Genomic DNA, 1,031 nt, shown 5'->3' with positions numbered 1-1,031 from the left:
AGATCTTATTCCAAGCTGACATAGCAAAAACTGCAATAGCTTCCCCAATGCCATAAAGACCTTTAATTAAAAGTTCCATAAATATTATCAACTCCTTTACTATAATTTCCTACATTAGATAAAAAAAGGCAACTATGACCTCCGAAAAAAAATCACATTATTTTACATATACGTATTACTTACAGTTTAGTTCCTATAAATTTCTACTATTTCACTATACTGCCCCGATTGTGACATAACAAAGGGCTACCCTTATATTTAAGAAAAAGCCCCATATTATTTAAGTGTAACTCTTCACAAAGTCGTTTTTTCTAAGGACTGTTAGATTGTCTATTTACTCACAAAAGAAACATAGAAACAAGGTCATTAATTCCTATTGCATTAATGACCTGTTTTTCACATCTTTAGTCATACTCTCATTTATTAGTACCATGAATATCTTTTTTTATAGAAAAGTAAAAAATCTCCTTTGTATTATAAAATCGTTACATGAAAGTTCTTTTAATAATTTAGAAACTAATTTAATTCCTACTCCTTCCTTGAAATACAAACTATCAATAACCATATCTTCTATATATGCTCTGGAGTTCCCATCTGACACTGCTCTTACTAAGCCAATCAAAGATTCGTCCTTCCAAGCACCAAGGGTCAGTACTTTATTTAATTTATCCTCTTTATCTTGAAATACTCTCTCCTCTAACAACTCCGAATTCCTATAAAGTTTGATAACTTCTTCGTAATCAATTGGTCTTTCATTACATGCCATTATTTTCACTATTACATTACTCCTACAACTATTTATTGAATGAAACACATTAATTAGTACTTTATCAATAACTCCCTCAATAAACAAACATTTAACTCTTAAATATGGTATAATAAAGAAAACGGTTAATCCCTAATGAACCAAAGGTTTTAGCCGTTTGTAATTAGAAATCTATGAGGCGTTAATATGTATTATGTGAACAAGCGTTCTGATACTTTGATTAAATAATATACTTTTGATGATCTTCATTATACTACCAGTAATA

The 1,031-nt window shown here is 29.5% G+C and carries 1 protein-coding gene; it reads right to left on the bottom strand.

All coding sequences use genetic code 11. The annotated features are described in order from the left end of the window. Positions 1-445: 445 nt before the first annotated feature. On the bottom strand, positions 446-766 hold the full coding sequence (locus ABZ565_RS35815; protein WP_361036501.1) for a GNAT family N-acetyltransferase: 321 nt from the start codon (positions 764-766) through the stop codon (positions 446-448). Positions 767-1,031: the final 265 nt, after the last annotated feature.

Origin of the sequence: Streptomyces sp. NPDC016469, assembly GCF_040632905.1 — a bacterium.
Classification (GTDB): domain Bacteria; phylum Actinomycetota; class Actinomycetes; order Streptomycetales; family Streptomycetaceae; genus Streptomyces.
The sequence above is the reverse complement of the archived record's forward strand: the minus strand, read 5'-3'. Positions and strand labels throughout refer to the sequence as shown.

Coding starts and splice junctions, on each gene's coding strand:
- ABZ565_RS35815 (WP_361036501.1), bottom strand. CDS start 766: ATGGCATGTAATGAAAGACCAATTGATTACGAAGAAGTTATCAAACTT.